Genomic DNA, 25994 nt, shown 5'->3' with positions numbered 1-25994 from the left:
CCATCTTGGCGTTGTTCCGGCCCAGAGCAAATAAAAATGTGGGACAAAACCAACACTTGTGCGTTTTGCCCCCGTACCCCCTTGCGCCGAAAGGGTGTTTTGCAGTTGGCTGGTTCTATTCTGTCTCATTGCAGGGCGGCCCATGGCACAGATCCATTCGTTTTCATTTAAGAATTTCATGCTCTTGCTCGGCTCGGCGCTGCTGGCGTGGCCCACTGCGCCGGAGGTTCAGGCGCAAACCGCGTCGAACCTGGCCCCATCCACCTTTCAGCCGCAAAGCCGCCGGGCTACCGGTCCGGTCACCGTGGCTCGAGATCCCGGTGCGCCGGTGCCGGAGGGGGCCGAGCGGTTTTTCGTCACGGTCGGTGACGTGCGGCTTGAAGGCGCGTTGCCGCAGCTCGAGGAGGCAAACGCTGCTTTTCGGGAGCGGCTGACCGGTCAGCGCGTTGCAGTTTCCGAGATCTTTGCGGCGACTGCCCAACTTGAAAACGCCTATGCAAATGCCGGTTATGTGCTGGTTCGCGTGGTGTTGCCGCAGCAGACGGTGCGCGATGGCGGCACGCTGCGGATCGTGGTGATCGACGGGTTTGTCGAGCGGGTTGATACCACCAAAGTGCCCGAGCCTGTGCGCGAGCGGGTCGCGACGATCACTCAGGGCCTGGTTGGCCGCCGAGGCGTCCGGCTGCAGGAGATCGAACGCGCACTGCTTCTGGCGGGAGATACGTTTGGGGTGCAGCTGTCGTCCACGCTGACGGCGGGTGACGAGAAGGGCGGCACGGCGCTGCTGCTCGAGGGGGAATACAAGCGGATCACCGGCTCTTACGGCTTTGACAATACTCTGTCCGACGATCTGGGCTCGGTGAACCTGAGCTTCGGGGTCGAGTTGAACGGGGCACTGGGGCTGGGCGAGACATTCTATGCCCGCGCGGGCGGCTCGCCGACGCGGTTCTTCTCGGATTCGTCGCAGTACCGCATTCTGGCGGGGGGTGCCGTGGTTCCCATCGGGTATGACGGGATGACCTTCAATGCCGAGGTCACATCGAGCCGAGCCTCACCCGATCCCGGACTGGTCACGACCAGCAGCTCTTTCGACCGGCTATCGCTGCGCCTTTATTACCCCTGGGTACGCACCCGGAAGTTCAACCTGTCATCGCAGCTGATCCTTGACCGGTCCAGCGATGAGCAGAATCTGGACATCGGCACGACGACCCTGCCGATCTACGACGACGAGCTGAGCGTTTTGCGTGCCACCGTCGATGGCAGCTGGGGGTTCGAGGACGGATCGTTCCTGCAGGCCAGTGCCATCCTGTCGCGCGGTCTGGACGCCTTTGGCGCACGTCGCACGCCGACCGGGGCCGCCACACCCCTGTCGCGACAGGGCGCGGATGCTGTTTTTACCAAACTGGTGATCGGCGGGGCCTATGAGCGGCCCTTGGATCCGAACTGGTCACTGACCCTGCGCGGGCGCTTGCAGGAGAATTTCGGCGATCCTCTGGTGACGTCCGAGCAATTCTCTATCGCCAGTGGCGGCGAGCTGTCCGCGTTTGACGCAGGCTCGCTGCGCGGCGACGACGGCTGGGTGGTGCGCAGCGAAATCGGCAGGACCAGCCAGGCCTCGATCGCCGGGTTTCCCATTGTGATAAAGCCATTTTTGTTTGGTGCTTATGGTGTGTTAGGGTTAGAACAGCCTACGATACTCGAACAGGATAAGACCAAAGCTTATTCTTATGGCCTGGGCGTTGATTTAATTACGATTGAGGATTCGGCCTATAAATCCGGGTCGATCCGTCTTGAATATGGGAGGGGAGAACGAGATGACCGTGGAGACGACGGGAATCGGTTCAGCATTGTCGCGAGCCGGAGGTTCTGAACACTCTTCCGCTAAGTACACTCTGTTGCGTTTGACGGGATCGGTTGCCGCGTGTTTGTGGGCGACCACTGCGATGACACAGGCGCTGCCGACGGGTGGAAATGTGGCAGCGGGCAATGTGACGATCACCCAGCCCAACAATACCCAATTGCAGATCAATCAAGGGTCGGATACGGCGATCGTGAACTGGAACGGGTTTTCGATCGGCAAAGGCGCGCGGGTCGATATCAACCAGCCGGGCGCACGGTCAGTCATCCTGAACCGGGTGACCGGGAACACGACGTCGGAAATCCATGGCCAGCTCAATGCCAACGGGCAGGTGCATCTGGTCAATCCCAACGGCATCTTCATTGGCGCCAACGGTGTGGTCAGCACCGGCGGGTTCGTGGCCTCGACACTGGGGATCAGCGACGACGATTTTCTGGCCGGCCGCTACCGGTATCGCGGCGACGGAAGCTCGGCCGCGGTCGAGAATGCGGGGACGATCTCGATTGCGCGTGGCGGCTATGCCGCGCTTATCGGCGGGCGGGTCAGCAACTCGGGCCTGATCCGGGTGCCGCTGGGCAAGGTGGGGCTTGGCGCGGGCGAGAAGGTGACGCTCGATGTGTCGGGCGACGGGTTTCTGCAGGTGGCGGTGCCGTCGGACAGCGACGACTCAACAATGGAGGCGCTGGTCGAGAATTCAGGCCGGATCGAAGCCAATGGCGGGCTGGTCCATCTAAAGGCCGCTGCCGCCCGGGACGCGGCGCGTCAGGTGGTGAACATGTCCGGCGTAATCGAAGCGCGCTCGGTCGGGGGCCGGTCTGGCGCAGTGGTGCTTGGCGGCAGCGGAGGTGCGGTACATGTCAGTGGCCGGATCAATGCCTCGGCCCCGGCAGTCACGCAGTCGCCCCGACCGGCGGCGCGCCCTGGCGGTGACATCACGATCACCGGGACCCGGATCACGCTGGAAGGTGCCACGCTGGATGTCAGCGGCGCCGGCGCGGGCGATGGCGGCAGCATCCGGGTTGGCGGCGACTATCAGGGCACCGGCAACCTGCAGCGGGCGCTGCAGACCTTTGTCGATGCGGGATCGACCCTGATCGCCGATGGCGGCAGCACCGGCGATGGCGGGCGGATCATTGTCTGGTCGGATGTCTACACCGAATTCCATGGCGACATTTCTGCCCGGGGCGGGGATCAGGGCGGCGACGGTGGATTCGCCGAAGTGTCGGGCAAGATCGACCTGCTCTATCGCGGGCTGGCCGACTTACGCGCACCCAAAGGCGAGACGGGAACGCTGTTGCTGGACCCGACGAACGTTACGATTGACGCCGCCGCCGCGGCTACGCTCGTGGCCAATCTGGCGACAAGTAATGTCATAGTGGATACCTCGGCGTCCGGCCCTGACGACGGTAACATCACCGTCAACGCCGATATCGACTGGAATTCTGCATTCAATCTGACCCTTAGTGCCGACAATGCGATTACCATTAATAACGCGATCAATGCGCCCAACGGCGGTCTGATTTTGGCAGCTTTTGGTGCGGTGGACGGTGTGGGCCGGATCACCACCGGGGCGGGGGGCAGCATCAATGTTGGCCTGTTCTCGCTGTCGGCAGGGTTTTGGGATCAGGTCTCAGGCACATTGCCCAGCTTCTTCGCCTCGGATTTCGATATAGATCCGGATGCGAATTTCCTCCGCGCACTTGGTGGCGACGGGAGCGCCGGCAACCCGTATCAGTTGACGGATATCTACGGGGTACAGGGTTTGAATTCGCCCGCTCTGTTCGGAGCCAGCTTCGAGCTGGCCAATAACATCGACGCTTCGATCACCAGCAGTTGGTCCGGTGGCTTCGAACCGATCGATTTCTTTGCCGGAACGCTGGATGGCCTGCGCCACGTGATCAACGGTTTGTTCATCGATCAGGGCGCAAACACGGGCGGCATGTTCCGCTTCATTGATGCCGACGGGGAAGTCTTCGAGATGCAGCTGACCAACGCGGATGTCAGGGTCGGCGGGGGAGGCATACTGGCCGCCTTCAACGATGGCAAGATCGCCGGTGTTGCCGTATCCGGCAGTATCGTGGCCGAGGACAATTCCGGCGGCGCATTTGCCGGCGGGCTGGTTGGTGCGAACGGAAGCTCTGGCTCTATCATCGACAGTTTCTCAACCGCGTCGGTTGAGGTCATTCTGCCGGTGGACGTTTCCTTTGATGATCTTACTGCTGGCGGGCTTGTCGCCGAAAATACGGGCGTCATCGAAAGGTCTCACAGCACGGGTTCGGTAACTCTGACCGATGAGACCGGCTCGGGCTTTCTGGTGGGCGGTGGTCTTGTCGGGGTCAATTTCGCCGAGATCACGGATTCCTATTCGACTTCCAGCGTGACCGCCAATGATGGCACGGTCATTCTTGGTGGCCTGGTCGGGATCAATGATACCGATCCGGACTTTGTGTCCAGCGGCGTTATCACCAACACGTTTTCGACAGGGTCGGTGTCCTATACCGGATCGGGTTCGTCGACACTTGGCGGTTTGGTCGGGTTCAACGGCACGACTGTCACGGCGTCGTTCTGGGACACGCAGACCAGCGGACAGAGCACCAGTGCCGGTGGCACTGGCCTGACCACCGCGCAGATGCAGGACACGCAAGGCTTTTATGACCGCGCACTGGCCGCCGGTTGGGATTTCAGCACCGTCTGGGCACCGGGGTCGAGCGGGTTTTATGCCGCCAACTACACCACCTCGCCGGTGGTCTTCGCCATCCCCGACAGCACGGTTGCGGTTGAGGGTCAACTCGGATCGGCCACCACAACGGGTACAGTGGCGGGTGGACCGTCGCTTTATCGTTTTGGCCCGGATCCGGACAGCCTCGATACCTCGCCCATCTTTGGTTCGCTGACCTTTGCCAGCCAGTCCCCGGGCACCACGACCTTCACGGTGGACACCAGCAACCTGACCAGTTCCGGAGGGCAGAGCTACCGCGTCGTCGCGCTGGAAGGCACAGCGGACATCCTGCCCGCGCCTGTAGTCCCGGTAACACCCCCCACGATTCCGCCAATCCCCGTTGTGAACATCACGCCGACCATCGACACCACCATCGATGACGACACCGGTGGCGGCACGGCGGTCAATCCGGTGGACGATGCCAAAAACACGTTGGGAACGGTCGAGAACCTGTCCGAGGACTTTGAACAAGAAGTGGCAAGCTGCGGCTCCGAAGGGCAGGATGTCAGCAAGTATCTTGCCTGTCTGGCGGACGCGATGGACACCTATGCCGGTGATCTCGACGCCATTGCCAGCGATCTGCCGCCGGGGCTGGAAGAGATCGGCGACATCATCCGTGACGCCAGCGCCCAAGTGCGCGCCGCAGGTGAAGAGGCGAACCGCCGTCTGGCGCTTGCCACCACCGCCGAGGAACGTGCGGCGATCCGTCAGGCGGCAGTGACCCAGGCCCGCACCTCGATCCAGACCGCGCAATCCGAGATCCGCAAGGCGATCACTTTGATACGAGCCACCGATCCCGAGCTTGTCAGCGTGCAGAGACAGCAGGTAGAAACGGTTGTGGCCGCCGTTGGCAGCGCCGAAATTGGCCTGTCACGCGCTATCGGTCTGTAACCTGCCGGAGATTTCACGCCCGTGCCCTTGATCCGTTTGTTCGCGGCCCTGTTCCTGCTGCTCACCAGCGCATGCGCGGCGCTGGCCGATCGCCGTGTTGCCTTGGTGATCGGCAATTCGAGCTATGAGAGCGTGAGCCCGCTGGACAACCCCATCAACGACGCTTCGGATCTGACCATCGCTCTGGAGGGGTTGGGTTTCCAGGTCTTCCTCGGCACCGACATGAGCCGGGATGAGATGCTGACGCTGGCCGAATCCTTTGGCGCCACTGCCGGGAATGCGGACGTGTCCCTGTTCTTCTACGCAGGGCACGGATTTCAGGTGAGCGGGCGCAACTACCTGGTGCCGGTCGATGCCGAAATCACGGCAGCCGGGGATATTCCCGCCGAAACCGTTGCGATGGACGAAATCGTCAGCCGGATGGAGCGTTCCGATGGGCTAAAGCTGGTGTTTCTGGACGCCTGTCGCGACAACCCGTTCGAAGGCACCGGTGTGAATGTCGGCGGTGACGGCCTCGCTCGGATCGGAAGTGCTGCGGATTTCCTGTTTGCCTATGCAACGCAGCCCGACAACGTGGCCTATGACGGCACCGGGCGGAACAGCTTCTTCACCGAGGCGTTGCTCAGCCATATCTACACGCCGGGGCAGGATATTTCCGATCTGATGATTTCGGTCCGCAAGGATGTGCTGGCCTCGACTGGCGGGCGGCAGATCCCGTGGGACAACTCCTCGCTCACCCGCCAGTTCCGGTTCGACAACAGCCCAGTGACCGCTTCCGAAGAAACGCTGCTGTGGCAGGTCGCCGCCAATGCGCAGGACCCGTCGCTGATGCAGCTTTATATCGACCGCTACCCGCAGGGCTCGCATGCGGAAGAGGTTGTGGCGTTTCTCGACAGCACCGGTCAGGAGGGCACGCAAACCCGCACGCTGGCAGTCGGCGATGAGGATGAGCAGGCCGAGCGGCTGTGGAAACTGGCACAGCGCAGCCGAATGCGGCCATTGCTGGAGTTCTACCTTGAGCAATATCCCGAAGGCGCCCACGCAACTCAGGCCGAACGCTTGATCCAGTCGATCCCGCGGCCCGAGGACAGCACGCCGGGCGGTATCTGTGAGCGGCTGGCCACGCATCCCCGCGACCGCACCGCCTCGATCCCCGGGGTGCCCTTTGCGCGCCTGCAGCAGAATGCCTTGACTGCCATTCAGGCCTGCAGTGCGGCCACCGTTCAATCACCTGAACTGCCGCATTACGTAGCCCTTCTGGCCCGCGCTACAATTGCGGGAGGGGATATCGAACGGGCTGTGAGGCTTTATCGTCAGGCCGCCGAACGGGGCGATCTGCGGGCGATGGTCTCGCTGGCGCAGCTGTACGAGGGCGGTACGGGCGTACCGCAGGACGTGGGCCGCGCGATGGAGCTTTACGAACAAGCCGCCGAGGGCGGCAGTTTTGATGCGATGATCAATTTGGCCGTGACCCTGTTCGAAGGCCGGGTGCTTCCCAAGGATGACGACCGCGCCATCGCGCTGCTGCAACAGGCCGCCGAGGGCGGTTCGGCCAAGGCCACCTTCAATCTGGGCGTGCTGGCGCAAGATGGTATTGCCGGATTGCCGTCGCAGGCGCTGGGCTATTTTCAGAAGGCCGCGCGTGAGGGCGAACATCAGGGATATCTGGCCGCCGCGATCCTGCTGGACGAGGGGCGGGGTGTTCCCCGTGACCCCACCGCTGCCGCAAAGGCACTGCTGCGCGGGGCCGCCGAGGATAATGGCGCCGTGCTTGACCAGTTGACCCGCGCGTCAAACCAATGGTCCCGCGACACGCTGCGCGAGGTGCAGACATTGCTGAGCCAGGCGGGTTACTACACCAGCACCATCGACGGCCTGCCCGGTCCGAACTTAACCGCCGCACTCGAACAATGGCGCACCGGAGGCTTCATCGCCGAACTGCTCGCCGAGTAGTTGGTAGGGCGGCAAGCCCGGGCGCTCTGCCGAAGATTCCGACCCTGACTGGACGCTAGTGTCACCCGACGGACATCCCCCAAAACACGCGGCCAATAACGTTTTGCAAGACTGGGTGAAATGACATAGCGTCTCGCAACGACAAAGACGCCTGCCCCACCAGAACTGAGCGCCCGTGACAAAAAGCAAACAGAACCTCGATCTTACGCTGTCATCTTTCGTGTTTGACGGACACCATCCCTCTCATTACCGCGACCGGATCGGTCTGCCCGAAGAGAGGGACCCGAACTACGATAACCGCTATGATTTCCACACTCTGATCTATGATTGCTACTTCGATCCGGGCGCAGGCGAGGTGATCCTGATTTGCCCCACGCTGCTGAATTTCCGGCAGTTGATCGAGCGCGCGGAATTCCGGATCGATGGAACCCCTGCCGCCGTCAAGCAGATCGGAGATCTGTCGCGCGGCAACTTCATCACGTTCTCGGCGCCATCGGATAACCCGCAGACCCTGAGCCTGTCGCACGAGCTGTTCAAGGGGGAGCTGGCCATAAACCCGCTGCATACGGACGTATTTGCGGGCAAGAACGCGGTCTATGCGATCTCAAAGGACAACCAGCTGGAGTGGATTGCGGACTGGGCCCGTTACTACGTCAACGAGCATGGGGCCAACGCCTTTGTCATCTATGACAATCACTCCACCGCTTATCCGATGGAGGCGCTGAAAGACACGCTACAATCGGTGGACGGCGTCGAGGCAACGGCGGTTGTGCGGGCATGGTTCCCGTTTGGCCCCGGCGGGGCCGGGAACACGAACTTCAACTCCAAGTTCCTTCACATGACGATGGTCGAACTTGGCCGCCGTCGGCTGCTTGCCGAGGCGCGCGCGGTTTTGAACGTGGATATCGACGAGTTGGTCTATTCCCACTCGGGCACGTCGATCTTTGATGCAACGGCTGCGTCGGAACAGGGCTATGTCCGCATCGACGGGCGTTGGGCGTTTGCCGAAGTGCCCGCTGACGGCGCGCTTGTGCGGCACGCGGATCATCAGTTCATCCGCAGCGACGGCAAGCCCAAGGTCAGCCGGAAATACTGCGTGGCGCCGACCGGTCCGCTGAAGGGCAGGCCGTGGTTGACACACCGCATCATCTCGCGCCGCGACCCTACCGACCCGGATTTCGGGTTCTGGCATTTTCGGCGGATCACCAACAATTGGGACTACAACCGCGAGGATTTCGACACCAACCTGCTGGAGACCGATACGCGACTGACCCGGACCATGTCCCGCGTCTATGGCACTCCGGAAAAAACCTCTGCCCAGCCCAAACCGGCGGAGGTTGAGGGTGGGGGCAAAAACCATGCCGAAAAGGCCCTAATCATCACGTCGATGAAAAACGAGGGCCCCTATATTCTGGAATGGATCGCATATCACCGGGCCATCGGCTTTGATCATTTTCTGGTCTATACAAACGACTGCTCAGACGGCACCGACCTGATCCTGGACCGGCTGGACGAACTGGGTCTCGTGACTCATGTGCGGAACACGGTCCTGCGCCGTGGCCCTCAGAAAAGCGCGCTTAAATACGCCTATGATCATCCCGCGGTGGCCAAGGCCGACTGGATTTTGGTCTCGGACGCGGATGAGTTTCTGAACATCAAGACAGGCGAGGGGTGCCTCAACGATCTGTTGCACGCGGTGCCCGAGGCGGATGTCATCCCTGTCGTCTGGCGCCTGTTTTCGAATGATGGCAATGTCACCTTTTCGGACAACCTCGTCATCGAAGACTACACCGACGCCGAATTGCCGATCGATCAGGGCGGCCAGTCCCAGCGCTTTGCCAAGTCCTTGTTCCGGTTCCGGCCCGAAATCGAGCGCTTTGGCACCCATGGGCCGGTGCATCCGGATGAGGCGCTTGCAACGGTGCGCTGGGTTACACCGGACGGTGGCAAGGTCGCGGCAAGCACGCGCACGCGACCGAAACGGAAATTCGCGTATGAGGTCGCGCAGATCAACCACTATGCGACCCGTTCGGTTGACAGCTATCTGGTCAAGAAGGATCGGGGGCGGGTCAATCACTACCGCCAGATTATGGGGCTGGAATACTGGCAGAAAATGAACCTCGGCGGCGAAAAGGATCTCTCGATTGCCCGCTGGATTGGCCCGACGCGGGAAGAGATGTACCGGATCGCACAGGATCAGCCTCTTGCGCAGTTGCTCGACGCGGCAACCCGCTGGCATCGCCAGAGAATCCGCGAGTTGTGTGATACGCCCGAATACAGTGAGTTGCGCGCGCAAATTCTGGGCGACCCGGTGGAATGATTCAGGTCTGATCAATGAGATACTTGGCCCGGTGGAGGCTGCGGTGCGGGGTACGAGCACGTTTTCACGACCGATGCCGCCCTTGTAAACCAGCCTCCCGACCAATAAATATGTCTTTTCACGTTGTTAGACATTTGGCGCCATCTATGTCAGCATAATATGACCGGCGCCGTTGAGGAGATTTAGACGATGCTTGCCGCCCGGCTTTTAGATATGCACGCCTGCCCGATGGTATCTCCGGTTGTTCCACCGGTTCCGCATGTTGGCGGACCGATCTCGGGGCCGTGTGTTCCGACGGTTCTCACCTGCAAGATGCCGCAGGCAACCATAACCGATATGGCGATTTGCGTTGGCCCCCCCGATACGATTGTCAAAGGGTCGGCGACCGTATTGGTGTCCAAGAAACCAGCCGCCCGCATCACAGATACATGTGCACATGGCGGGATGATCTCAGCCGGGGCGCCGACTGTCATGATCGGAGGCTGAGCGGGCCCGGGCCCGCAGCGACACGCCATGCCCTGTTTCTGCAAAACCTCTGCCGCCAAACTGCCGACGGTCACACCCACGGCCAGCCTTTCGGTGATGGCCGTGCCGCCGCAGATGCAGCAATTGCTGAGCCTTCTGGGGCTTGAGGCTGCTGGCAGTGCCCGTGCCGATCTCAAACTGGCGGCGATGTTGCCGGGCATGACCGGCGACGCCTGGATGAAGGCAACACTGGCGGCAACGGCACCCCATATCCAACTGCCGGCAATCCTGCCCAGCGGCGGCGGCGGCATGATGTCGATGATGATGCGTCTGGCCGTGGTGGCGCCGATGTTCCCGCTGACGGATGTGCGACGTCTGGTGGCCGAGATTCAGCAGGCCGTCACCAGCCTGATGGCGCAGGTGATGCCACAGGCACAAGCGCTGCGGGGTATTCCCGGACCACAATTGCAGAACATGGCGCTGGCGGCGCGGATGACCCTGGCGCTGCGGGCGCAGGGGATTTACCCGATGGCACTGGCCAATCTGGACTTCAGCTTCGCCGCTCAGGCGGGCGTGGCCAGCCCGCAGAACCGCATGACCGCCGCGCTCGCCTTTGCGGCCCGGTTGCCCAAGATCACCATGGCGCCGTTCGCTTTGCCGCTGCCCAAGGTCAATCTGGCGCTGAACATGGCGGCTCTGGCGCCCATGGCGACCGCTCCGCAGGCAATGGGGCTGCCGCCCGCATCTGATCCCAATCTGGCGCGTATGCTGATGAACCAGCTTGCGGCACTCTCGACCGTTCCCCTGCCGCCCTTGCCGCTGCCGGTTGACGAGTTGCTGGCGCTGGCCGCCAAGCTTGAGGATCTTGAGACCATCAAGCTTGCCTTTGGCGAGGACGCTCTGACCCCTGCCGGAGTGGCGCGGGTCAACGCCATGCTGCGGTTCATGGCGCAACTGCGCATCCCGATCCCTCTGCCCGCCGTGGCGCTTCAGGCCAAGATCGACGCCTTGCCCAAGATCGACGATATCAAGCTGGGGGCGCAGGCTGCTAAAGGGGCCGGCATGAATCTTGCCGCCTCAATGACCGCGCAAGTGCCGCCGGTGCCGATATTGCCATTGCTTGAGGCTTTGGCGGCGCTCAGCGGCGTGCTGCAAAAGGCACTGAAAGTGCCGCCACTGGGCCCGTGCGACGCCTGCAACTTTGATATCGGCGCGATTCAGGACAGCCTGTCGAACATGCAGCTTCCACCTCCACCACCGCTGCCGCCATTGCCATCGTTCTAGGACAGGATTGGCGGCATCGAAGGTCAGACCAACTCATCCATTCCGACGACACGCCCTTCGGCAATTGAGATCTGCGCGGCCTTGCCCATCAGCACCGCCATGCGGCCATCGTCATAGGTGACTTCCGGGTGCGCCCGGGTTTTGCGGACCACCTCAAGGAACCGCTGGTGCTGGTAAAAAGTGGACCCGTTGTGGTCCCCCGCTTCCAGAATATCCGGATCAACGGGAACATCGTGAATTTCAGGCCCGCTGCCCCCACGCGGGCTGACGATCAGTTTCGGGGTTGGCGGCGCGCCCAGATGGTCCGGCCAGAACCGCACCGGACCGGGCACCATCGCCTCGATCTTTCCGTTCGGGCCAACGGCGCTGATCTCCTCCTGGTACATCGAACCCTCGGCAAACATGCACAACTCAAGCATCGCGCGAGAGCCGTTGGCGAACTCGACGATCGCATAACCGTTGTCCATAATATCCGGCACTTCGCCCGCGTAGGCCTCGCCCAGATGGTTTACGTCCTGACCGCCTGATGCCATCACCCGCACGGGCTCGGATTGCAGCGCAAACCGCATCAGGTCGAAGAAATGGCAGCACTTTTCGACAAAGGTGCCGCCGGTGTACCGGTTGAACCTGTTCCAGTCGCCCACCTTCTCGAGAAACGGAAAGCGATGTTCGCGTATTGTCAGCATCCTGATACCGCCGGTCACGATGTCTGCCTGTTCCAGCAACGCCGCAATCGGCGGCATGTAGCGATACTCCATCGCGACCCAGACCGGTGCCGGATAGTTCGCCATGATCGTCTCTAAACGGGCGGTGTCTTCCAGCGTCGTAAACAAAGGCTTTTCTACCAGCACCGGCAAGGGCCGCTGCGCCGCCAACTGTTCCAGTTGCTCGACATGTAGGTAATTGGGGCTTGCGATCACAACACAGTTCAGTTCGTTGATGGCCAACAGTTCAGTCATGCCGCCGACCAGTTTCGCGCTCGGATCAATGGCTGCCCCCAGCGCGGACATCTTTGCGTCGGGTTCATAGATCGCCGAAACCTTGGCATCGGGCAGCAACGCGATATTGCGCATATGCTCCTGCCCCATCATGCCGCATCCGATGAGGCCGTAGTGAATGATCTCAGCCATGCAGTTCCCTTATTTCAGACGTTGCACGTACAGTGCCTTGTCGGTGTCGTACCATGTGCGTGAATACTCGACCGGCTCAGGGGACGCGGCCCAACTGAACCGTTCTATGAATCCCGTCATCTCGCCGGGTTGTCGGCCAAAGCCCTCGGGCGCCCAGTCCGGAACCCGGCCAATGGAAACCCAGTCTTCGGCGTGTTGAATCCAAAGCCCGAGTTTGTGCTGGTAGTAGTGGTAGAGCGAATCTGAAACTGCCGCAGACAGGACTGGTCCGCTATCCCGGTCCAGCCAGATTTCCTCGACCGCAATCGGTGTCTCGTTCAGGTATCGCAGCCGCCGGATCCGGGTCGCGCGGCGCGATGTGCCGAAATCCGGCAAATTGGGGTCTTTTTCGCATTCCGTCAGATCAAGGATTGTGGCAGTTGGCAGCCCGCCTCCACCGTGCAGTTCCAGCCTGAACATAGAATAGATGCTGCGGACATCGCCGCTGTTGCGGACATAATTCCCCGAGCCCTGAATACGCTCCAGAAGCCCCTTTTTCTCCAGCTCGGCCAGCGCCTTTCGCAACGTGCGAACGGTTGTTCCATACTGTTCGGCCAGCTTGCGTTCCGGCGCCAGACGCTCGCCATCGACCAGACGCCCGGCCGAGATTTCCCTTATCAGAACCTCGCTGATCTGCAGATAGATCGGCAGCGCTGTGTGCGGGTTTGTGGCCGGGCTCTTCAAGGTTGTGACGCCGTGTCGCAGGAAAAATTGATACACCATTGATCTACATCAAGGCGCCTGATATGCAAGAAGAAATTGGGCGCTGATCGCAGGGAGCAAAAAATGACGGTCGTACCGGTCACATCAGCCGATCTGGATGCATCCGAGGTATCCTGGTTTTCGGCCCTGTGTTCGGACGATTATCAGTTTTTGGGGGTGCCGGATGGCGATCTGCGGTCGTCATGGGCGCATTGCTCGGAAATCGTCAAAACCGCCGAGGCGCAAGGGTTTCGGAACATCCTGTGCCCGTCTTCCTATCAGGTCGGGCAGGACACGCTTTCGTTTGTCGCCGGGTGTGCTCCGATCACGTCAAAGATAAACCTGCTGGCTGCCGTGCGCTGCGGTGAGATGCAGCCGATCATGCTGGCCCGGACCATCGCAACGCTGGATCACATGTTGCAAGGCCGGTTGACGGTGAACATCATTTCCTCGGACTTTCCCGGGGAAAAGGCCGCAAGCAGATACCGGTACCAGCGATCCCGCGAGGTGGTCGAGATCCTGAAACAGGCCTGGACGCGAGGCGAGATCGATCATCAGGGCCAAGTCTACACTTTCAGCGGACTGACAACCGATCCGGCCAAGCCGTACCAGACCGGCGGCCCGATGCTGTATTTCGGAGGCTATTCGCCCGATGCGCTGGAACTGTGCGGCGAGCACTGCGACGTTTATCTAATGTGGCCCGAGAAGGTCGAGGAACTGGAGGGCCGCATGAAAGCCGCCCATGCCGCTGCCGGGCGTCACGGCCGCACGCTGGACTATGGTCTGCGGGTGCATGTCATCGTGCGTGATACTGAGGCAGAGGCCAGGGAATACGCCGACTACATCGTCTCTAAACTGGACGATGAGCGGGGCCGGGCGATCCGCGAGCGCGCGCTGGACGCAAAATCACTGGGCGTCAGCCATCAGTCCAAGAACCGCGACATCGCGGACGAACACGGCTTCATCGAGCCGCATTTGTGGACCGGGGTGGGTCGCGCTCGCTCGGGCTGTGGTGCGGCGTTGGTCGGGTCAGCCGATCAGGTTCTGTCCAAGCTTGAAACCTATCGGAACATGGGCATACGTGCCTTCATCCTGTCGGGCTATCCGCATCTGGATGAGGCCGAGCATTTTGGCACGCGCGTGCTGCCGCATCTCAAGACCTGCTCGTTGCCGCATGAATATGGCCGCGTGCCCGCAGAGACACCCAAGACACCGCTCGGCGTGGGAGAGCGACGCTGATGGATCGAATTTCCCTGACACCCGATCTGGAATTCAGCCGCCTGATCTACGGCATGTGGCGTGTTGGCGACGATACCGATACGTCGCCCGCGCGTGTCGAGGCCAAGATTCAGGCCTGTCTGGATCAGGGCATCACGACATTCGATCAAGCCGACATCTATGGCGGCTACGTTGCCGAGGCCATTCTTGGCGCCGCGCTAAAGGCGAACCCGTCCCTGCGCGCCCGGATGGAGATCGTGACGAAATGCGATATCGTCGCTCCGATTGGTCGGTACGCCGACAAAAGGGTCAAATACTATGACACGTCTCGTGCGCATATCGAAGCGTCGGTCGAAACCTCACTGCGTGACATGGGCATTGAGCACATCGATCTGTTGCTGATTCACCGTCCCGATCCGCTGCTGGACCAGCATGAAACCGGCCAGGTGCTGGATGATCTGGTTGCCGCGGGAAAGGTCAGGGCGGTTGGTGTGTCAAATTTCCGTCCGTGGGATTGGGAGTTGCTGCAGTCAGCGATGAAAACGCCGCTTGCCACCAATCAGATCGAGATATCGCTGGGCGAAATCTCCCCCTTCACCAACGGAGATCTCGCGTTTCATCAAAGGCTTGGGCATCGCCTGATGGCTTGGTCTCCGCTGGGTGGCGGCAGTCTGATGACCGGGTCCGGGGCGGTTGCCGAACGTCTGGATGCGATTGCCGCCGAGCAGGGTGTGGATCGCGCCGCGGTTGCCGTCGCGTTTCTGCTCAGACATCCCGCCGGCATCCTGCCGGTGCTTGGCACCAACAATCTTGAACGTATCCGCCGGATTTCAGACGCCCTGAAAGTCCGGCTGGATCGCGAGGCGTGGTTCACCCTTTACGAAGCCGCCCTCGGGCAGGAGGTGCCGTGATGTCGCTGCAATTTGCCAACGCGAAAACGGCATTTGTGCCGGATGCCTCGAACACCAGATTGCTGCGTGACGCATTCGGCAGGTTCGCAACCGGCGTGACCATCGTGACGACACGCACCGAATCCGGGGCCGTCGCGATCACGGCAAACAGCTTTGCGTCGGTGTCGCTCGATCCGCCGCTCGTCTTGTGGTCCCCGGATCGGAACTCGCGCCGGTTTCCGTTTTTCGAGGACGCGGAGCACTACGCAATCCACGTCCTGGCGGCGGATCAGCGCGAATTGTGCTGGCAGGTCGCGCAGGACGCTTATGCGCTAAAGAACAGAGAACTTGGTATAAACGATCAGGGCGTTCCCATCCTGCCGGACTGTCTGGCACGGTTCGATTGTACGCAAAAGGCGGTTTATGACGGCGGCGATCACGCCATCGTTCTGGGGCAGGTCACGCACGCTCAGATGCGCGACGGAGGAGATGCGCTGGCGTTTTACATGGGCCAGGTCGGAAAGTTTGCGCCGGGCTGACGCGCCGAATTTGGGAGGAGGAGGACCACTTGGGATCAGATGATGCCGGGCCGCTGATAAAAGGGATGGCCGTACTGGCCGTCGTAAACGACCAGCTTTTGCGGTTAGGTCGCGCAATCGGTGTTGCCGCCATCGCGGTGATGGTCGCGGTCATTCTGATACAGGTGGTGTTCCGGTATCTGCTCAACAACGCACTCCCCTGGCCGGATGAGGCCGCTCGGTTTTGCATGTTGTGGATGACCGGTTTGATGGCGCCGACCGCCTTTCGGCAGGGCGGGTTTGTCGCTTTGGACACGATCGACGCGCTGCTGCCATCCAAGGTCTTGAATGCGCTTCAGATCGTCCTGCTGGCCGTGTCTTTGGTTGTCCTGATCATCGCGATCCGGATAGGATGGTCCGAGGTGAACGGCATCGGAGGCCGCTTTGCCACCGCATCGCTCTATCTCCCACTATCCCTTGGGTTTGACGAATGGTTCCGCCTGCCGCGAAGCTGGATGATGGCATCTCTGGTGGTGGGTCTCGCCCTGCTCATACTGGTGAATATCGAGCTGATCCTGCATCGCCTGCTCACCTTGTTGGGATACGACCTGCCACCGCTTGGGCAAAACGATGATCAGATGCAGAGGGCCGAGTGATGTTGATCTGGTTCCTCCCGCTGTTTCTGTTCTTTCTGATCATCGGTCTGCCGGTGTTTTTCGGCCTTCTGGCCGCGCCCGGCATCCTGCTATGGCTGAGCGGTCAGGAACGTGACCTGACCCTGCTTTATCGCAATCTTTACAACGGCATGGACAGCTTCCCGCTAATGGCCATCCCGTTCTTCATGCTCGCGGGTGAGTTGATGAATCGTGGCGGGATCACGATGCGTTTGGTGGAATTCGCACAGGCCCTGATGGGGCACCTGCGCGGCGGTCTGGCGCATGTGAACGTCCTGTCCTCGATCCTGTTCGCGGGTCTCTCCGGCTCGGCTGTTGCCGATACCTCGGCGCTGGGGTCGATGCTGATCCCGGCGATGGAGAAACAGGGCTACACCCGCCGGTTCGCCGCAGCGATCACCGCAGCCAGTTCGGTGATCGGCCCGATCATACCGCCATCGGGCATCATGATCATCTACGCCTACGTGATGGGTGAAAGTGTCGCCGCCCTATTTCTGGCCGGGATGGTGCCGGGTCTGATGGTCGGGATCGGCCTGATGGTGGTCATCAAGGTCATGGCAGACAAGTACGACTTTCCCGTCGCAACACGCAAATACACATGGAGCGAGCGCGGACAGGCCAGTCTGAGCGCATTCTTTCCCCTGCTGACACCGATCATCATTCTGGGCGGTATCCTGCTGGGCGTCTTTACTCCGACCGAGGCTGCCGCGGTTGCCGTTGCCTACGCGTTGGTGATCGGCCTCTTTGTTCTCAAGACCCTGAAGTTGAGCGAATTGCCGGATGTTCTGGGCCGCGCGGGTCTGACGTCGTCTGTCGTGCTGTTGCTGGTGGGCGCCGCGGTCTCGTTCAAGACCGTTGTCAGCCTGAGCCACGCGCCGGAAATCCTCGCCGATTTCATACTGACGCTGACAGAAAATCCGTTGCTGCTGCTGTTTCTGATCAACCTGCTGCTGTTCGTTGTCGGCATGTTCCTGGATGCGGGCCCGGCAATCATCATTCTGGGGCCGATCCTGGGACCGGTCTTTACGGGGCTGGGCGTTGACTCGATCCACTTCGCCATCATCATGTGCGTGAACCTGACCGTCGGACTGGCGACGCCCCCCATGGGTCTGGTCCTCTTCGTTGCCTCTGCCGTCTCAGGTGAGAGGGTGACGACCATCGCGCGCGCCATTTTGCCGTTTCTCGCCGTCGAGGTTGTGGTGATCTTCCTCATCACCTTCTTCCCGGCGCTGTCCATGACGATCCCCACGCTGACGGGATTTGCAAACTGACACAAGATCTGAGCCACAGGGAGGAAACGCAAATGCTCAAATCTAAACTCTGGACGGTCGCAACCGCGGCGCTGCTGGCCTGCGGTGTCGCAGGGGCTGCCGCAGCCGCGGATTTCAAGATACGGGCGACCGCCAACTCGAACGAAAACGATGAAGACTATGACGGTCTGGTCGTGTTCAAGAACTATGTCGAGGCGGCCTCGAACGGGGCTATCGAAGTTGAGCTGTTCATTGGCACGCAGCTCTGTTCGAACGGGGCGGAATGCCTGCAGGGCATCGCCGATGGCTCGGTCGACATCTACATTTCGACATCTGGCGGTGCTGCGGGCCTGTTTCCTTATGTCCAGGTCCTGGACCTTCCCTATCTGATGGCGGACGACCGCATCGCGGAACACGTTCTGTCCGGAGATTTCACCCGGACGATTCGCCAGATGGCATTGGAGGATTCCGGTGACTCGATTCGTCTGATGACCATCGGCAACACCGGTGGCTGGCGCAATTTCGCCAACACCAAACGCCGGGTGCAGTCGCCCTCGGACATGGAAGGGTTGAAGATCCGCACCGTGGTTGCCGACCTGCCGCAGGAGCTGGTCAAGGCACTTGGAGCGTCGCCCACGCCGATCCCGTGGCCGGAGCTGTTCACCTCGTTCCAGACTGGGGTGGTCGAGGGATCCAAGAACGGGATCACCGACATCATGGGCATGAAGTTCCCCGATGCCGGCCTGCAATATGTGACCTTGGACGGACACGCCTATATGGGCGCCCTGTGGTGGATGTCGAACCAGACTTTCATGTCCATGCCCGAAGACATTCGGACGGTGGTCGTGGATGGCTTTGCGGCCCTGCAACAAGCCACATTCGCTTCACCCAAGCGCAAGTCGATCGCCGCATATGAAGAGTTCGTTTCCGGTGGCGGTGACCTCTACGTGCTGTCGCCGGACGAAAAGGCCGCGTTCAAGGAGGCCGCTGCGCCGGTCTATGACTGGTTCACCGGCAATGTCGCACGGGGTGACGAAGCGTTTAACGCTTTGACCGAGGCCGTTGCGGCAGCTGAGGCGGATATCAACGACGCCCGCGCATCGGATATCCAGTAAAAACCGGGCCGATGGCGTGTCACTAAAAACGCCGTCCGCCAAATCCGTCCCTCATCGAAAGGGATACATCCAGACCTTGTAATCGGCGATCAGAATATGGGCCTTATCGATCTGCTCCGGCGTCATCTTCTTGATAACCTCTTCCAGACTGATCGCCGCGTCCGGGTCGCCGCCGATGGCCGACAGGGTGTACCACATATAGGCGCGCACCAGATCCGGGGCGGGCATTCCCCGGCCGATCTCATAATACCAGCCCACCCCGGACTGCGCGCCGGGATGCCCCTTCATTGCGCTGCGCAGATACCACTCGAACGCGCGCTGATCGTCCCGCTCGACGCCAAGACCCATGGCGTACATCACGCCGATCAGCTCTTCCGCATCGGCATTCCCCGAGCGTGCCGCCGGTTGCAGCTCGACCAGGGCGGCCTGATAGTCACCGGCTTCCATCAAATCGCGGGCCTGTTCGATTTCTGCAAATGCCGGGAACCCCGTCATTGCAAACGCCGCTACCCCCAGAAACCTGTTCACTTCGCCGCTCCCTTACTGCTGGCGCTGTCGATGGGCACTGCATGGGCCCAATCCCTTCCCAAACCGCTGACCGACGCCGATTTTCTGCAGTTCGATCCGCTGCAGGCGGAACTTGGTCAGTTGCTGTTTTATGACAAACTGCTGTCCGGGAACAGAAATATAAGCTGCGGAACCTGTCATCACCCGGCTTTCGGGTCGTCGGACGGCCTCTCGCTGGGACTGGGTGAGGGCGGCGTTGGTCTGGGTCCCGACCGCACACCCGGGATCGGCGCCGCACGGATCGAACGGCGGGTTCCTAGAAACGCACCGGCCCTGTGGAACCTGGGGGCAAGGGACATCACGGTGCTGATGCACGATGGGCGCATCAGCCGGGACACTCTGTTCGGCAACGGGTTCAACACGCCAGCCGAGGAATGGCTGCCGCAGGGGCTGAATTCGATCCTGGCCGCGCAGGCCCTGTTTCCCGTCACCTCGCACACCGAGATGGCAGGACAACCGGAGGAAAACGAGATTGCCGGGGCAGTTAATGACCGGATCGACTACGCGTGGCCCATTCTGGCCAAGCGCGTGCGCGGCATTCCGGAATATGGGGCCATGTTCGTGGCCGCCTTCGACCATATCGAGAGCCCAGAACAGGTAACCATGGTCGATATCGCCAACGCCCTGGCGGCCTTTGTTGCCGTGGAGTTCAGAAGCCATAACAGCCGCTTCGATCAGTACCTCGCCGGAGACGACACCGCGTTGTCAGCCCGCGAAAAGGATGGAATGGGGCTCTTCTTCGGCAAGGCCGGGTGCAGTGGTTGCCACGGGGGTCCGCTTCTCAGCGATCAGGGTTTTCACGCCCTCAGCCTGCCGCCATTCGGGCCCGGACGCACCCGCAGGTTCGACCTGATCGCGCGGGATGTGGGCCGGATGGGAGAATCGGATCGTCTTGAGGACATGTATCGCTTTCGAACGCCCATGTTGCGCAATGTCGAGCTTACCGCCCCTTATGGTCACAACGGCGCCTATCGCAACCTGGAAGACATGGTGCGCCATCACCTCGACCCGCAAGAACAACGCTCGCAATGGTCGCAGACGATCCCTGTGTTGCCCGACGTTCCTGAGTTGACCAAGGTCGATTTCATTGTGCAGCAAGACCGGCGCGAAATGGAACGGCAGCAGGCTGCGGTGGATATCCAGATAGGCCAGCGTTCGGAGGAGGAAATCGGGGCCCTTGTTGCGTTCCTGAAATCCCTGACCGACACATCCGAGGGTGTCATGCCGTTTGGCGTCCCAAACGAGGTGCCCAGCGGACTTCCGGTGGATCTGCAACCGTGAACTGACAAAGGTAATGGATGGGCGATGGTGCCTGAAACACCAATTTAGGGTCTAATCAACCTCGACCTCAACGGTTTGAACCCATGCTCAAGCATTCAAAACTCTTTGCAGATCGTCCAGTCCTGTGGACCTTCGGGCAGGTTTGGCTAGCTTAAGCCCATGTTGGACCTGCTCAGCGATATTCTCACCCGCCTGTCCCTTCGGGGCACGCTCTACTTCCGAACCTCCTTCACTCCGCCTTTCGGCATTCAGGTGCCGCCTTTCGAAAATGTGGCCCGGTTTCACTTCGTACAGCGGGGAGAGCTCAAGGTGCACGTGCCCGCGACCGGAGAGACGCTGCGGTTGAAACAAGGCGATCTGATCCTGATCCCCCATGGTGCTGCGCATATGCTGCTCTGCAACGAAGTGCAGCCGATGGAGGCCCTGCCGCTTGACCGGGTGCTGGAGGAGGCCGGATACAAGGGCGACGGCGTGCTGGTCTATGGCGGTGCCGATGACGGACGGGACACGCAGTTGATCTGCGGGCATTTCTCGTTTTCCGGACCGCCGGGGCGGGGCGGCACGGGGCATATGCTGATCGACCGGCTGCCGCCCTTCATCGTGATTGAGAACTATGGCGAAGAGGGCGGTGCCTGGATCGAGGCGACGTTGCGCATGATCGGGTCCGAGGTGAACGGGGCACGGATCGGCGCCGATCTGATCGCGCTGAAACTGTCCGAGGTGCTGTTCGCGCAGGCGATCCGGGCCTATCTGGAGCATCAAAGCCCCAGCGACGCGGCCCTTGCCGGGTTCGCCGACCAGCGCATCTCACGCGCGCTGACCGCCTTTCACCGCGCCCCGGCCGAGGACTGGAGCGTCGAGGGTCTCGCGCGCGAGGCAGGCATGTCGCGCACCGCCTTCGCGCAGGTCTTTGCCGAGAAGATGGCGGTGACGCCGATGCAGTATCTGACCAACTGGCGCATGCAGATCGCCTGCCACGGCCTGTCCGAAAGCCGCTGGAACGTGGCGGACGCGGCAGCAGAGGTGGGTTACGCCTCCGAGGCAGCGTTTTCACGCGTGTTCAAGAAGCAGGTCGGCCTGTCTCCGGCTGCCTATAAGGCAATGCACTGAAACGTGAGGTGATCCGGACGATCTGCAAGATATCGCGGACGCACTGGGCTGCACCGTTCGGCGGGCCTTTCCTAACTTGGGGACATCTCAACTCAGGAAAGGAAATCAGATGTCCCTTCGTTTCGTGACCCGTAGCATTCATGCCTATCTCGACTATCCGGTGGCATTTGCCCTGATGGGGCTGCCCTTTGTTCTTGGCCTTGGCCAATCCAACCCGCTGGCGCTGTGGCTGTCCGTCGCGACAGGCGTAGCGGCCTTTGTCCTGACCGTGCTGACCGATCATCATCTCGGCGTCTGGCGGGTGCTGCCGTACAAGTTCCATCTGGCGGTAGATCTGACCGTGGGCATCGCCTTTCTGGTGGCACCCAGCCTGTTGGGCTTTGCTGGACTCGACGCCTTGTTCTACTGGCTGAACGGTGCCGCGGTGGTTGCGGTGATCTCACTCAGCGCGCCCGAACAGGAGGCGATGGCCTGAGCGCGGCCAGGTCAAACAGCCAACCATGAGCTTTCATGAAGTAAGGCCGTGGGTTCTTGGACCCGCGGCCTTGCTTTTGCTGCCAGGGTAGTTGCGAGGCAGGCGCCTTCAGAAATCGACGCCCCGCTGGGCCTTGATGCCAGCCTTGAAGGGGTGTTTCTCCTCGGTCATTTCGGTGACCAGATCGGCATAATCGCGCAATTCCTGTGGTGCATCGCGACCCGTGAGGAACACGCTGGTCTTGTCCGAGCGGGCCCTGAGACCTTCCAGAACCGCATCCACCGACAGGTATTCATACCGCAGCGCGATGTTGATCTCGTCCAGCACCACCAGATCGTAGTTGCCGCTTTCCATCAACTCGTGTGCCTTGCCGAACGCCGCCGTTGCCGCCGCGATGTCGCGCTCGCGGTCCTGCGTGTCCCAGGTGAAGCCTTCGCCCATCGTGTGCCAGGTCACCAGCCCGTGCTCTTCGAAAAACCGGCGCTCGCCGGTTTTCCACTTGCCCTTGATGAACTGGACTACGGCCACTTTCTGCCCCCAACCCAGCGCGCGGATGACCACGCCAAAGGCGGCTGAGGATTTGCCCTTGCCCTTGCCAGTGTTTATCAGCAACAGACCCCGGCCCGGATCGACCGCCTCGGACACTTTCTTGCGGTGCTTGGCCTGCACCTCCTGCATCTTTTCCTTGTGATCCTGCGCGTCGCTCATGGGGGAATCCTCGCTCGTTGTCCGGCCCAACCTAGGGGATGTGCGGCAAAGGTAAAGGTCAGGCCTTGGGATCGGTGACCGCACGGGCCTTGCCGCGCTCCAGCCCCAGTTGATGCTCGCGCCAGATCACCAGCACGTTGCCCGCGATGACCAGCGCGGCACCGGCCAGCATCACCACCGTCGGCAATTCGTCGAACCAGATATAGCCGATGACGATGGCGAACAGCATGGTGGTGTAGTCATAGGGTGCCAGCATCGAGGCCTGACCGAAGCGGTAGGATGAGGTCACCAGAATCTGCGCCACCCCGCCGACGAGCCCGGTCAGGATCATCAGCGCCGCCTGCTCCCATGTTGGCACCACCCAGCCGAAGAATACCGTCAGGCCCGAAAGCAGTGTGGCGGTGGCGGAGAAATAGAACACGATGGCCGCCGGGTGGTCCACCTGCACCAGCTGCCGGATATGGATCTGGACGAAGGCACGGGCGATGGTGGCGCCCAGCACGCAGAGCGCGCCAATGGTTGCCGCGCTTTCCATCGTGCCGCTGCCCAGACGCGGCCAGAGCATGATCAGGACACCCAGCAGCCCCACTGCCACCGCGCCTATGCGAATCATTCGGATCTGCTCACCCAGCATCACGGCGGCGAGGACAAGGGTGAAGATCGGGGTGGCATAGCCGATGGCCGTCACCTCGGGCAGGGGCAGCAGGCCGAGGCCGGTGAAGGTCAGCCCCATGGCGGTGGTGCCCAGCACGCCGCGCCAGAAATGGCCCATCGGTTTCTTGACGATGAAGCCTTGCCGCAATTCTCCACGCGAAATCAGCCAGATGACGATGACGGGAATGGCGAAGAGTGAGCGGAAGAACACCAGCTCTCCCGGCGGGATCTCGTCCGAAAGCGCCTTGACCAGTGCCGACATCGACGTGAACAGAACAAGGGCGCCCAGTTTGAGCGCCACTGCCAGCATGGGTCGATGCGATGTTAAGGAAACGGTCATCGCGGCGACCCTGCGCCTTTGCTGGGCAAAGATCAACGGGAGACCTGAAAGTTTCAGGCCCCGTTTCGTTCTGGCGTCCATCCGGTTGGGACGATGGCGCCGATTTCGCCTGCGAATTCTTCGAGGAATCGCAGCATCCGGCCCGTGCGTTCCTGCGCCAGCGTCCGTCCCCTCTCGGTCAGCATGTCCTCGGGCAGAGCCAGCAGCTTGACCCGCCAGTGGTCGATCGAGAACTGCAGGTCGTCCAGCGGACGGTGTTCGGCAAAGGGGTCGGACGGGTCATAAAGCGCGCGGCCCAACGCACCGGCCACTGCAAAGGTGCGGGCAATGCCGACGGCGCCGAGCGCGTCCAGCCGGTCGGCGTCGCGCAGGATCCTCGCCTCTGGCGTTTCGGGCGGGATTTGGGCCGAAAAGCTGTGGGCTGCGATGGCGTGTTGAGTGGCCTCGATTTCCGCCGGGGCGAACCCCAGATCGCGCAGGATGGGCGCGGCCTGATCCGCCGAATGGCGCGAGGCGAGGTGGCGGTCGGGGTCGTTCTTGGGCAGGTTGACCAGATCGTGCAGATAGCTGGCGGCCATCAGCACACGCAGGTTGGCCTGACGGTCCGCAATGGCTTGTGCGTTGAGCCAGACCCGGTCGAGATGCGCCAGATCATGGGCCGGGTCGGTTGCCATGCGGGCGCTTGCGACCTCGCGCAGCTGGGACTGAAGCTCAGCCAATGTGGCCCCGGTTTTTGCCAATCTGGCCGCGATGCAGCAGCAGGTGATCGAGGATCACGCAGGCCATCATCGCTTCGCCCACCGGCACGGCGCGGATGCCGACGCAGGGATCGTGGCGGCCCTTGGTGATGATCTCGGTTTCCTCGCCCGATTTGGTGATGGTCTTGCGGGTGGTCAGGATAGAAGATGTGGGTTTTACGGCGAAACGCACCACTACATCTTGTCCGGTTGAGATGCCGCCAAGAATACCGCCCGCGTGGTTCGAGCTGTATTGCGGGCCGTCCGGACCCATGAAGATCTCGTCGGCATTGGCCTCGCCGGTGAGTTCGGCGGCGGCCATGCCTTCGCCGATCTCGACGCCTTTGACGGCGTTTATGGACATCATCGCGGTGGCCAGATCAGTGTCTAACTTGGCATAAATCGGCGCGCCGAGACCTGCGGGGACACCCCGGGCGACGACCTCGACCACGGCGCCGACCGAGTTGCCGGATTTGCGCAGGTCGTCCAAGTACACCGCCCAGTCCTCGGCTGCCTGTGCATCGGGCGTCCAGAACGGGTTTTGTTCGATTTGTACCCAGTCAAAACGCTCCCTGTCTATTTTGTACGCCCCCATCTGCACCATGTAGCCGGTGATCTGGACATCAGGGGCAAGCTGCTTGATCGCCTCGCGCGCCAGCCCGCCTGCCGCGACCCGTGCAGCCGTTTCGCGGGCCGAACTGCGGCCACCGCCGCGATAATCGCGGATGCCGTATTTCTGCCAGTAGGTGATGTCGGCATGACCCGGGCGGAACTTGTCGATGATGTCGCCGTAGTCCTTGGAGCGCTGATCGGTATTTTCGATCATCAGCTGGACCGGGGTGCCGGTGGTCTGGCCTTCGAATACGCCGGACAGGATTTTCACCGCGTCCGCTTCGCGCCGCTGGGTGGTGAACTTGTTCTGCCCCGGTTTGCGCTTGTCGAGCCAGTGCTGGATCATGCCTTCGTCAATCGGCACACCCGGCGGGCAGCCGTCGACGGTGGCGCCGAGCGCCGGTCCGTGGCTTTCGCCCCAGGTGGTGACGCGGAAGAGGTGGCCAAAGCTGTTCATGGACATGCGCGGTGCTCCTTTGAGGGT

The 25994-nt window shown here is 61.4% G+C and carries 22 protein-coding genes; 15 read left to right on the top strand and 7 right to left on the bottom strand.

Going from position 1 to position 25994, the window contains the following annotated elements; translation table 11 throughout:
• Nucleotides 1–142 precede the first annotated feature (142 nt).
• From GOX53_RS07520 to GOX53_RS07495, 6 genes are all read left to right on the top strand, one after another.
• Nucleotides 143–1870: a ShlB/FhaC/HecB family hemolysin secretion/activation protein gene (locus GOX53_RS07520; RefSeq protein WP_171174973.1), complete on the top strand. Its 1728-nt coding sequence runs from the start codon at nucleotides 143–145 to the stop codon at nucleotides 1868–1870.
• Nucleotides 1871–1943: 73 nt separating this feature from the next.
• The gene (locus tag GOX53_RS07515) at nucleotides 1944–5468 is read left to right on the top strand and encodes a filamentous hemagglutinin N-terminal domain-containing protein (protein ID WP_171174971.1); all 3525 of its coding nucleotides are present in this window, start codon (nucleotides 1944–1946) and stop codon (nucleotides 5466–5468) included.
• Between the two features lie 21 nt (nucleotides 5469–5489).
• Nucleotides 5490–7421, top strand: a complete 1932-nt coding sequence (locus tag GOX53_RS07510) for a caspase family protein (protein ID WP_371810266.1) — start codon at nucleotides 5490–5492, stop codon at nucleotides 7419–7421.
• Nucleotides 7422–7596: 175 nt separating this feature from the next.
• The gene (locus GOX53_RS30280) at nucleotides 7597–9741 is read left to right on the top strand and encodes a glycosyltransferase family 2 protein (RefSeq protein ID WP_171174970.1); all 2145 of its coding nucleotides are present in this window, start codon (nucleotides 7597–7599) and stop codon (nucleotides 9739–9741) included.
• A gap of 189 nt (nucleotides 9742–9930) precedes the next feature.
• Nucleotides 9931–10227, top strand: coding sequence for a PAAR domain-containing protein (locus GOX53_RS07500; protein ID WP_171174969.1), 297 nt, complete (start codon nucleotides 9931–9933; stop codon nucleotides 10225–10227).
• A gap of 27 nt (nucleotides 10228–10254) precedes the next feature.
• The gene (locus tag GOX53_RS07495; protein WP_171174968.1) at nucleotides 10255–11490 is read left to right on the top strand and encodes a hypothetical protein; all 1236 of its coding nucleotides are present in this window, start codon (nucleotides 10255–10257) and stop codon (nucleotides 11488–11490) included.
• A gap of 23 nt (nucleotides 11491–11513) precedes the next feature.
• On the opposite strand, the gene GOX53_RS07490 is transcribed toward GOX53_RS07495, so the two are convergent.
• A complete protein-coding gene (locus GOX53_RS07490; protein WP_171174967.1) occupies nucleotides 11514–12620 on the bottom strand; it encodes a Gfo/Idh/MocA family protein in 1107 nt (368 codons plus the stop codon).
• A gap of 9 nt (nucleotides 12621–12629) precedes the next feature.
• The gene (locus GOX53_RS07485; RefSeq protein ID WP_171174966.1) at nucleotides 12630–13382 is read right to left on the bottom strand and encodes a GntR family transcriptional regulator; all 753 of its coding nucleotides are present in this window, start codon (nucleotides 13380–13382) and stop codon (nucleotides 12630–12632) included.
• Nucleotides 13383–13445: 63 nt separating this feature from the next.
• Between GOX53_RS07485 and GOX53_RS07480 the strand changes: the two genes are divergently transcribed.
• From GOX53_RS07480 to dctP, 6 genes are all read left to right on the top strand, one after another.
• Nucleotides 13446–14600 carry an LLM class flavin-dependent oxidoreductase gene (locus GOX53_RS07480; RefSeq protein ID WP_171174965.1) on the top strand — a complete coding sequence of 385 codons (1155 nt, stop codon included), beginning with the start codon at nucleotides 13446–13448 and terminating at the stop codon, nucleotides 14598–14600.
• Complete coding sequence (locus GOX53_RS07475) at nucleotides 14600–15490, top strand: aldo/keto reductase family oxidoreductase (RefSeq protein ID WP_171174964.1); 891 nt, start codon at nucleotides 14600–14602, stop codon at nucleotides 15488–15490. The genes GOX53_RS07480 and GOX53_RS07475 overlap by 1 nt, the downstream gene beginning before the upstream one ends.
• Nucleotides 15490–16008 (top strand): flavin reductase family protein, encoded by a 519-nt coding sequence (locus GOX53_RS07470; protein WP_171174963.1) that lies wholly within the window; start codon nucleotides 15490–15492, stop codon nucleotides 16006–16008. The genes GOX53_RS07475 and GOX53_RS07470 overlap by 1 nt, the downstream gene beginning before the upstream one ends.
• Nucleotides 16009–16073: 65 nt before the next feature.
• On the top strand, nucleotides 16074–16643 hold the full coding sequence (locus GOX53_RS07465) for a TRAP transporter small permease (RefSeq protein WP_171175578.1): 570 nt from the start codon (nucleotides 16074–16076) through the stop codon (nucleotides 16641–16643).
• Nucleotides 16643–17932, top strand: a complete 1290-nt coding sequence (locus GOX53_RS07460) for a TRAP transporter large permease (RefSeq protein WP_171174961.1) — start codon at nucleotides 16643–16645, stop codon at nucleotides 17930–17932. Before GOX53_RS07465 ends, GOX53_RS07460 begins: the two co-directional genes overlap by 1 nt.
• A gap of 32 nt (nucleotides 17933–17964) precedes the next feature.
• Entirely contained in the window at nucleotides 17965–19026 is a 1062-nt protein-coding gene (dctP, locus tag GOX53_RS07455; protein WP_171174959.1) for a TRAP transporter substrate-binding protein DctP, read from the top strand.
• 51 nt (nucleotides 19027–19077) lie between these two features.
• Here dctP and GOX53_RS07450 read toward each other — a convergent pair whose 3' ends face one another.
• Entirely contained in the window at nucleotides 19078–19521 is a 444-nt protein-coding gene (locus GOX53_RS07450; protein WP_171175577.1) for a tetratricopeptide repeat protein, read from the bottom strand.
• 63 nt (nucleotides 19522–19584) lie between these two features.
• Between GOX53_RS07450 and GOX53_RS07445 the strand changes: the two genes are divergently transcribed.
• The 3 genes from GOX53_RS07445 to GOX53_RS07435 all read left to right on the top strand — a co-directional run bounded on the left by GOX53_RS07445 (nucleotide 19585) and on the right by GOX53_RS07435 (nucleotide 22459).
• A complete protein-coding gene (locus GOX53_RS07445) occupies nucleotides 19585–20874 on the top strand; it encodes a cytochrome-c peroxidase (protein WP_171174957.1) in 1290 nt (429 codons plus the stop codon).
• 159 nt (nucleotides 20875–21033) lie between these two features.
• Nucleotides 21034–21984, top strand: coding sequence for an AraC family transcriptional regulator (locus tag GOX53_RS07440; RefSeq protein ID WP_171174954.1), 951 nt, complete (start codon nucleotides 21034–21036; stop codon nucleotides 21982–21984).
• A gap of 109 nt (nucleotides 21985–22093) precedes the next feature.
• The gene (locus GOX53_RS07435; RefSeq protein WP_171174953.1) at nucleotides 22094–22459 is read left to right on the top strand and encodes a hypothetical protein; all 366 of its coding nucleotides are present in this window, start codon (nucleotides 22094–22096) and stop codon (nucleotides 22457–22459) included.
• A gap of 108 nt (nucleotides 22460–22567) precedes the next feature.
• Here the strand turns inward: GOX53_RS07435 and cobO are convergent, their stop codons facing one another.
• From cobO to aroC, 4 genes are read right to left on the bottom strand one after another with little or no spacing between them, the layout of a single operon-like run.
• On the bottom strand, nucleotides 22568–23167 hold the full coding sequence (cobO, locus tag GOX53_RS07430) for a cob(I)yrinic acid a,c-diamide adenosyltransferase (RefSeq protein ID WP_171174951.1): 600 nt from the start codon (nucleotides 23165–23167) through the stop codon (nucleotides 22568–22570).
• Nucleotides 23168–23225: 58 nt separating this feature from the next.
• Complete coding sequence (locus GOX53_RS07425) at nucleotides 23226–24161, bottom strand: DMT family transporter (RefSeq protein ID WP_171174949.1); 936 nt, start codon at nucleotides 24159–24161, stop codon at nucleotides 23226–23228.
• 53 nt (nucleotides 24162–24214) lie between these two features.
• On the bottom strand, nucleotides 24215–24880 hold the full coding sequence (locus GOX53_RS07420) for an HD domain-containing protein (protein WP_254446499.1): 666 nt from the start codon (nucleotides 24878–24880) through the stop codon (nucleotides 24215–24217).
• Nucleotides 24873–25973 carry a chorismate synthase gene (gene aroC / locus GOX53_RS07415; RefSeq protein ID WP_171174947.1) on the bottom strand — a complete coding sequence of 367 codons (1101 nt, stop codon included), beginning with the start codon at nucleotides 25971–25973 and terminating at the stop codon, nucleotides 24873–24875. The genes GOX53_RS07420 and aroC overlap by 8 nt, the downstream gene beginning before the upstream one ends.
• Between the last annotated feature and the right edge of the window lie 21 nt (nucleotides 25974–25994).

The organism is Ruegeria sp. HKCCD8929, from assembly GCF_013031405.1.
GTDB lineage: Bacteria > Pseudomonadota > Alphaproteobacteria > Rhodobacterales > Rhodobacteraceae > Ruegeria.
The sequence above is the reverse complement of the archived record's forward strand: the minus strand, read 5'-3'. Positions and strand labels throughout refer to the sequence as shown.

What these genes read in the sequence shown, in the direction of transcription:
- GOX53_RS07520 (WP_171174973.1), top strand. Translation starts at nt 143, where the DNA reads ATGGCACAGATCCATTCGTTTTCATTTAAGAATTTCATGCTCTTGCTC.
- GOX53_RS07515 (WP_171174971.1), top strand. Translation starts at nt 1,944, where the DNA reads ATGACACAGGCGCTGCCGACGGGTGGAAATGTGGCAGCGGGCAATGTG.
- GOX53_RS07500 (WP_171174969.1), top strand. Translation starts at nt 9,931, where the DNA reads ATGCTTGCCGCCCGGCTTTTAGATATGCACGCCTGCCCGATGGTATCT.
- GOX53_RS07495 (WP_171174968.1), top strand. Translation starts at nt 10,255, where the DNA reads ATGCCCTGTTTCTGCAAAACCTCTGCCGCCAAACTGCCGACGGTCACA.
- GOX53_RS07490 (WP_171174967.1), bottom strand. Translation starts at nt 12,620, where the DNA reads ATGGCTGAGATCATTCACTACGGCCTCATCGGATGCGGCATGATGGGG.
- GOX53_RS07485 (WP_171174966.1), bottom strand. Translation starts at nt 13,382, where the DNA reads ATGGTGTATCAATTTTTCCTGCGACACGGCGTCACAACCTTGAAGAGC.
- GOX53_RS07480 (WP_171174965.1), top strand. Translation starts at nt 13,446, where the DNA reads ATGACGGTCGTACCGGTCACATCAGCCGATCTGGATGCATCCGAGGTA.
- GOX53_RS07475 (WP_171174964.1), top strand. Translation starts at nt 14,600, where the DNA reads ATGGATCGAATTTCCCTGACACCCGATCTGGAATTCAGCCGCCTGATC.
- GOX53_RS07470 (WP_171174963.1), top strand. Translation starts at nt 15,490, where the DNA reads ATGTCGCTGCAATTTGCCAACGCGAAAACGGCATTTGTGCCGGATGCC.
- GOX53_RS07465 (WP_171175578.1), top strand. Translation starts at nt 16,074, where the DNA reads ATGGCCGTACTGGCCGTCGTAAACGACCAGCTTTTGCGGTTAGGTCGC.
- GOX53_RS07460 (WP_171174961.1), top strand. Translation starts at nt 16,643, where the DNA reads ATGTTGATCTGGTTCCTCCCGCTGTTTCTGTTCTTTCTGATCATCGGT.
- dctP (WP_171174959.1), top strand. Translation starts at nt 17,965, where the DNA reads ATGCTCAAATCTAAACTCTGGACGGTCGCAACCGCGGCGCTGCTGGCC.
- GOX53_RS07450 (WP_171175577.1), bottom strand. Translation starts at nt 19,521, where the DNA reads ATGACGGGGTTCCCGGCATTTGCAGAAATCGAACAGGCCCGCGATTTG.
- GOX53_RS07445 (WP_171174957.1), top strand. Translation starts at nt 19,585, where the DNA reads ATGGGCACTGCATGGGCCCAATCCCTTCCCAAACCGCTGACCGACGCC.
- GOX53_RS07440 (WP_171174954.1), top strand. Translation starts at nt 21,034, where the DNA reads ATGTTGGACCTGCTCAGCGATATTCTCACCCGCCTGTCCCTTCGGGGC.
- GOX53_RS07435 (WP_171174953.1), top strand. Translation starts at nt 22,094, where the DNA reads ATGTCCCTTCGTTTCGTGACCCGTAGCATTCATGCCTATCTCGACTAT.
- cobO (WP_171174951.1), bottom strand. Translation starts at nt 23,167, where the DNA reads ATGAGCGACGCGCAGGATCACAAGGAAAAGATGCAGGAGGTGCAGGCC.
- GOX53_RS07425 (WP_171174949.1), bottom strand. Translation starts at nt 24,161, where the DNA reads ATGACCGTTTCCTTAACATCGCATCGACCCATGCTGGCAGTGGCGCTC.
- aroC (WP_171174947.1), bottom strand. Translation starts at nt 25,973, where the DNA reads ATGTCCATGAACAGCTTTGGCCACCTCTTCCGCGTCACCACCTGGGGC.